This is a genomic window from Phenylobacterium sp., from assembly GCF_019636135.1.
In the GTDB taxonomy this organism is placed as follows: domain Bacteria; phylum Pseudomonadota; class Alphaproteobacteria; order Caulobacterales; family Caulobacteraceae; genus Phenylobacterium.
This window is the reverse complement of record NZ_JAHBYD010000044.1, coordinates 22,273-28,492: the sequence shown is the minus strand read 5'-3', so window position 1 is coordinate 28,492 and position 6,220 is coordinate 22,273. Positions and strand designations below refer to the sequence as shown.

Below are 6,220 nucleotides of genomic sequence, written 5' to 3'. Positions count from 1 at the left end.
TTCAAGCTCCAGCCCTGTCCGGGCTTGTCCTCTAAACTAGGGTTGGGATTTAGGCGTACTTCTTGATGACTTCGTCGGCGACCGCTTGCGGCACCGGATCGTAGTGGTCGTACTGCATGGTGAACTGCGCACGGCCCTGGCTCATGCCGCGCAGGTTGTTCACGTAGCCGAACATGTTCGCCAGCGGGACGAAGGCGTTCACCACCGTCGCGTTGCCGCGCATGTCCTGGCCCTGGATCATGCCCCGGCGGCCGTTCAGGTCGCCGATGACCGAGCCAAGGTACTCTTCCGGCGTCACGACCTCGACCGCCATGATCGGCTCGAGCAGCTTCGGGGCGCCCTTCTCGCGCAGTTCCTTGAAGGCCGCGCGCGAGGCGATCTCGAACGCCAGGACCGAGGAGTCGACGTCGTGGAAGGCGCCGTCGATGAGGGTCGCCTTGAAGTCGATCAGCGGGAACCCGGCCAGCAGGCCGTTGTCCTTCGCCGACTCGAGGCCCTTCTGGACGCCGGGGATGTATTCCTTCGGCACCGCGCCGCCGACGATCGCGCTCTCGAAGACGAAGCCCGAGCCCGGCTCGCCGGGTTCGAACACCAGCTTCACGCGGGCGAACTGGCCCGTGCCGCCGGTCTGCTTCTTGTGCGTGTAGTCGATCTCGGCGCGCTTCCCGAGGCTCTCGCGATAGGCCACCTGCGGCGCGCCGATGTTGGCTTCCACCTTGTAGGTGCGCTTCAGGATGTCGATCTTGATGTCGAGGTGCAGTTCGCCCATCCCCTTCAGGATGGTCTGGCCGCTCTCGTGGTCGGTGGACACCGTGAAGGACGGGTCCTCGGCGGCCAGCTTCGCCAGCGCCACGCCCAGCTTCTCCTGGTCGGCCTTCGACTTCGGCTCGACGGCGATCTCGATCACCGGCGCCGGGAATTCCATGCGCTCCAGGATCACCGGCGACTTGTTCGGGTCGCACAGGGTGTCGCCGGTCCGGGTTTCCTTCAGGCCGGCCAGGGCGACGATGTCGCCGGCGTAGGCTTCCTTGATGTCTTCCCGGTTGTTCGAGTGCATCAGCAGCATGCGGCCGACGCGCTCCTTCTTGTCGCGCGTCGAGTTCATCAGGCCCATGCCGGTCTCGAGCTTGCCCGAGTAGATGCGGCAGAAGGTGAGCGAGCCCACGAAGGGGTCGTCCATGATCTTGAACGCCAGGACCGACAGCGGCTCGTCGTCGGACGCGCGGCGCTCGACCTCTTCATCCGTGCGGAAGTCGATGCCCTTGGTCGGCGGGATGTCCACCGGCGACGGCAGATAGTCCACGACGGCGTCGAGCAGCGGCTGCACGCCCTTGTTCTTGAACGCCGAGCCGCAGAGGATCGGGTAGAACGCGCCCGTCAGCACCGCCTTGCGGATGCACTTCTTGATGACCTCTTCCGACGGCTCCTCGCCCGAGAGGTAGGCCTCCATGGCGTCGTCATCGAGCTCGACCGCGTTCTCGATCATGTAGTTGCGCGCGGCTTCGGCCTTTTCCTTCAGGTCGGCCGGGATCTCCTCGTCGCGGAAGTTCGCGCCGAGGCCGTCGTTGTCCCAGACCACCGCCTTCATGCGGACGAGGTCGACCAGGCCCTTCAGCGCCGACTCCGAGCCGATCGGGAGCTGGATCGGAACCGCCTTGGCGCCGAGGCGGTCGCGGATCGACTCCACCGACTTGTCGAAGTCGGCGCCCAGCTTGTCCATCTTGTTGACGAACACGATGCGCGGGACGTTGTACTTGTCGGCCTGGCGCCAGACGGTCTCGGTCTGCGGCTCGACGCCGGCGTTGCCGTCCAGCACCGTCACCGCGCCGTCGAGGACGCGCAGCGAACGCTCGACCTCGATGGTGAAGTCCACGTGCCCGGGCGTGTCGATGATGTTGAGGCGCTTGTCCTTCCAGAACGCGGTCGTCGCGGCCGACGTGATGGTGATGCCGCGCTCCTGCTCCTGCTCCATCCAGTCCATGGTGGCCGCGCCGTCGTGGACTTCGCCGATCTTATGCGACTTGCCGGTGTAGTAGAGGATCCGCTCCGTCGTCGTCGTCTTGCCGGCGTCGATGTGCGCCATGATTCCGAAGTTGCGGTAGTCCTCGATTTTATGCGTACGGGGCATAGCGGATCGCCTTGGAAAAGGGCTGTTCTGGAGTAGCTGAACGAACGGCGCGGGCGGTTTATCCCAAACCGCCCGCGCCGGAAAGCGTGACTGAGGTCGGGCTTACCAGCGGTAGTGCGAGAAGGCCCGGTTGGCTTCCGCCATCTTGTGCGTGTCCTCACGCTTCTTGACGGCCGAACCGCGGTTCGAGGACGCGTCCAGCAGCTCGCCGGCCAGCTTCTCGGTCATGGTGTTCTCGCCGCGGTTGCGCGCGGCGTTGACCAGCCAGCGGATGGCCAGCGCGCGGCGGCGCTCGGGACGCACTTCCACCGGAACCTGATAGGTGGCGCCGCCGACGCGGCGGCTGCGCACTTCGATGGCCGGGGCCACGTTGTCGAGGGCGGTGTGGAAGGTCTCCAGCGGGCCCTGGTCCTTGCGGCGGGCTTCCAGGAGGTCGAAGGCGCCGTACACGATGTTCTCGGCGACGGCCTTCTTACCTTCGTACATCACGTAGTTCATGAACTTCGTGACGACGAGATCCCCGAACTTGGGGTCCGGGAGCACTTCACGCTTGTCTGCTTTACGGCGACGGGACATCTCAATCTTCCTGAATCTGGATCCCGGCCTTCGCCGGGATGACGATCGCTTCGCTAATCGTCACTTCGGACGCTTGGCGCCGTAGAGCGAGCGGCGCTGCTTGCGGTCCTTGACCCCTTGCGTGTCGAGCACGCCGCGGAGGATGTGATAGCGGACGCCGGGAAGGTCCTTCACACGGCCGCCACGGATCAGGACCACCGAGTGTTCCTGCAGGTTGTGGCCTTCGCCGGGGATGTAGCACACCGCTTCGATGCCGGTGGTCAGGCGCACCTTGGCGACCTTGCGCAGAGCCGAGTTCGGCTTCTTCGGGGTCGTGGTGTAGACCCGGGTGCAGACGCCGCGACGTTGCGGGCACCCCTTCAGGGCCGGGACCTTGTTCCGCGAGGGCTTGTCCTGGCGCGGCTTGCGGATGAGCTGGTTGACTGTCGGCATCTACTCTCGCTTCGTGGAGGCGTGTGCCGTTTGGCCGTGGCGCCTCAGTTGGGATCGTCGTGGTCATGACTCGAAGCCGACCCATGAAACGCAAAACACGCCGGTCACCCGTTCGGGCGGTCCGGCGGTAGCGGCTCATCGGAGCTGGGAAGAATCCCCGGCCTCGAAAGAGGGCGCTACATAGTCGCGAAGCGGCGTCCCGTCAATCTGCGTTCCCCTGTGGCGGAAGGGTCTGGCGAGACGGTCATGAATTCGCCTTTCGCGCGTTCTCTCTCAAGGCGCAGCTTGGAAACGGGAGCTTGGATGCCGGCGACGGCGCGTCGAGGCTGGAAGGTTGGGATCGTGGCGGCCTCGCTGGCCGTACACGCCGTGCTCCTGACGCTGGCCTGGATCCAGGCCCCGCGCCTGCGCACCCCGATCGCGCCGTCCGGTCCGCCCGAGGCGATCATCCCGGTCCTGATCGTCCCGCGGACCCCGCCGCCCGCCGCAGCGGCGCCGGGCGCGAAGCCCACGCCGGTCCGCCTGCATCGCCGGCCGCAACCCTTCTCCGACCAGCCGGCGCCGGTGAAGCCGCTGGTCACGCCGCACGCGCCGGAGACGCCGTCGCCCAAGGCCGCGCCCTCGCCCGGCATCATCCGGCCCACGATCGGCCCGACGGCCGACGACGCCCTGGCGCGCAACGCCCGCAACGCCCTGAAGAGCCGCCTGGACTGCAACAGCCCCACCCTCAGCCGCGCCGAGCGCGAAGGGTGCATGGACAGGTTCGCCGACCGTTTCAAGGACGAGCCGTTCCAGGGCCTCGGCGTCGAGCGGGGCAAGGCCAGCGGCTTCGAGGCCGAGGGGCGGCGCAAGGAACAGGACTACGGTTACAAGCGCTCGGCCGGCGGCGGCCCCGGCACGTCGGGCTCGGGCTACGACGCCGGCAAGATCCGCCAGCCCGACAAGCCCAGCACGGGCATCGGGTCCACCGCCGAGGACCTGGGCCGCGTCACCGGCGCCGACAGCCGCCGCGAACTGAAGGTCCCGTTCTAGCGCCGGGGCCCTCCCCTCAGCTCGCCGGCAGGTTCTTCGCCAGGAACGCCTCCAGGGCCTCCAGCATCCGCGTCCGGTTGGCCGACTTCGTGAGGTAGTGGTTCTCGCCCTCCAGCACGATGAACTCGTAGGGCTTGCCGGCCGCCTTCAGGACGTCGGCCATCCGCTGCGACTGGCTGATCTGGACCACCGTGTCGCGGTCGCCGTGGATCAGCAGCACCGGCGCCGTGACCGCCTCGGCGTGGCGCGCGGGCGACATGGCGGCGACCTTGTCCTTGGCGGCCAGCCCGACTTCCTCGCGAAGCTCGTCCATCCCGGCGGACTCGCGGCCGTAGAGCCGCGCGTCCTCGGCGATCAGTTGGGCCAGGTCGCCGATGCCCGCGATCGAGGCCGCACAGCGGTACTTGTCGGGATGCAGGGCCGCGCCCGCCAGGGCCGCATAGCCGCCGAAGCTGGCGCCTGCGATACAGACCCGCTTGGGATCGATGTCGCCCGCCGCCGCCAGCGCCGCCACGCCGTCCAGCAGATCGGTCTGCATCTTGCCGCCCCACTCGCCGCGGCCGGCGCGCTCGAAGTCGTCGCCGAAGCCCCACGAGCCGCGGAACTGCGGTTGCAGCACCGCATAGCCCCGGGTCGCCAGGAACTGGGCGATGAAGTCGAAGTCGTAGGCGTCGCGCGAGCGCGGCCCGCCGTGTGGCAGCACCACCAGCGGAAGCCTGGCGCCCTGGGCCGCTCCGGGCGGCAGGGTGACGTAGGCCGGAATCTCCAGCCCGTCGGCGGCCTTGTAGGTGAAGAACCGCGTCGTCCCCATCGCCGCGCCCTTCAGCTCCGGGTACTCCTCGGCGAGCGGCGAGACTTCCTTGCGGGGCCGGTCGTAGAGGTACCAGACGGGGGGCGACGACGGCCCGGAGACGCGCGCGATCAGCCGCGTGCGGTCCTTGGACCAGCCCATCAGGTCGACGTTCTGCGCCTTGAACGCCCGCGCCAGCACGCCGTGCGCCGCGGCGATCTCGGGGTCCAGCCACTGGTAGGCGGGCCGCTCGGCGCCGCTGGTCACGCCCACGGCGGTGTTGCGGTGCTCGTCGAAGACCAGGGCCAGCGACGGGCCGCCGTCGCTGACGGGCTCGATCGCGCCGTCGGCCATCCGCTTCTTCACCAGCTTGCCGTCCTGGGCGAGATAGATCGCGTCGTCCGGCTCGGAATAGCCGTAGTACAGGCGCCGGCTGTCGAAGCTGCCGCCCGCGAAGACCAGCGACCACTGCGACTTGCCCTTCGGCTTCCCGAAGACCGAGAACCTGTGGTTGATCTCGTCGATCTCCAGGCGCACGCGCGGCTCGCCCGAGAGGTCCACCGCCCAGGTGTCGGTCTGGGAGTCGCCGCGTTCGACCAGCTTGCCCGCGCCGGTGGCCGGATCGACGCTCCAGATCGCCAGCGCGACACTGTCCATGTTCTTGCGCTTCATGCGCGTGTCCGCGGTGCCGGACGAGCCCGCGTTCTCCGACAGGTCGACCAGCAGGACGCGGGCCTGTGAGCCGGAGGCCGCCACGCCCAGGATCGGCTGGCCGCCGACCAGGTAGCCCTCGGTGGTGCGGGTGTCCAGGAACCGCGAGGCGGCCTTGCCGTCGGGAGTCACCGCGATATGGCGCTCCATCCGGTAGGCGCGCTTGGCGTCGACCTTCTGCCAGTAGGCGACCGTGGCGATCACGTAGTCGTCGCCGGCCCATTTCAGGTCGGTGGCCTCCAGCTCGCCCAACTGCAACAGCGGGAGGCCCGGCTGGTCGATCGTGGCGATCGAGATCACCCGCTGTTCCGACGTCCCGCCCAGGATCGCGACCCGCTGGCCGCCCGGCGAGATCGCCGCGTCCACCACGGCGGGCACGCGCCCGAACGCCGAGGCCGGCGGCGGCGCGGCGTGCGCAGACATGCCGAAGCCGGCGGCCGCGGCGGCCGCCATCAGGTGAGCTTTCACGGAACCAACCCCCACTTGTTCCCCTACGACCGGCAATCTAGCCGCGACCCAGGCCGGGCGCCTAGAGCGTCGTGCCGAAAAGT

5 protein-coding genes are annotated in these 6,220 nt (G+C 68.5%); 1 reads left to right on the top strand and 4 read right to left on the bottom strand.

The genetic code is table 11. The features are described from left to right. Positions 1-49 precede the first annotated feature (49 nt). The 3 genes from fusA to rpsL form a co-directional block, all read right to left on the bottom strand. Complete coding sequence (gene fusA, locus KF737_RS21355) at positions 50-2,128, bottom strand: elongation factor G (protein WP_296460195.1); 2,079 nt, start codon at positions 2,126-2,128, stop codon at positions 50-52. 102 nt (positions 2,129-2,230) lie between these two features. Continuing rightward, positions 2,231-2,704 (bottom strand): 30S ribosomal protein S7, encoded by a 474-nt coding sequence (gene rpsG, locus KF737_RS21350; RefSeq protein ID WP_296460190.1) that lies wholly within the window; start codon positions 2,702-2,704, stop codon positions 2,231-2,233. Positions 2,705-2,764: 60 nt separating this feature from the next. Continuing rightward, positions 2,765-3,136 carry a 30S ribosomal protein S12 gene (rpsL, locus tag KF737_RS21345; protein ID WP_056018026.1) on the bottom strand — a complete coding sequence of 124 codons (372 nt, stop codon included), beginning with the start codon at positions 3,134-3,136 and terminating at the stop codon, positions 2,765-2,767. A 303-nt stretch (positions 3,137-3,439) separates the two neighbouring features. Between rpsL and KF737_RS21340 the strand changes: the two genes are divergently transcribed. After that, on the top strand, positions 3,440-4,168 hold the full coding sequence (locus KF737_RS21340; RefSeq protein WP_296460186.1) for a hypothetical protein: 729 nt from the start codon (positions 3,440-3,442) through the stop codon (positions 4,166-4,168). Positions 4,169-4,184: 16 nt separating this feature from the next. On the opposite strand, the gene KF737_RS21335 is transcribed toward KF737_RS21340, so the two are convergent. After that, positions 4,185-6,122 (bottom strand): S9 family peptidase, encoded by a 1,938-nt coding sequence (locus KF737_RS21335; protein WP_296460182.1) that lies wholly within the window; start codon positions 6,120-6,122, stop codon positions 4,185-4,187. Positions 6,123-6,220 lie beyond the last annotated feature (98 nt).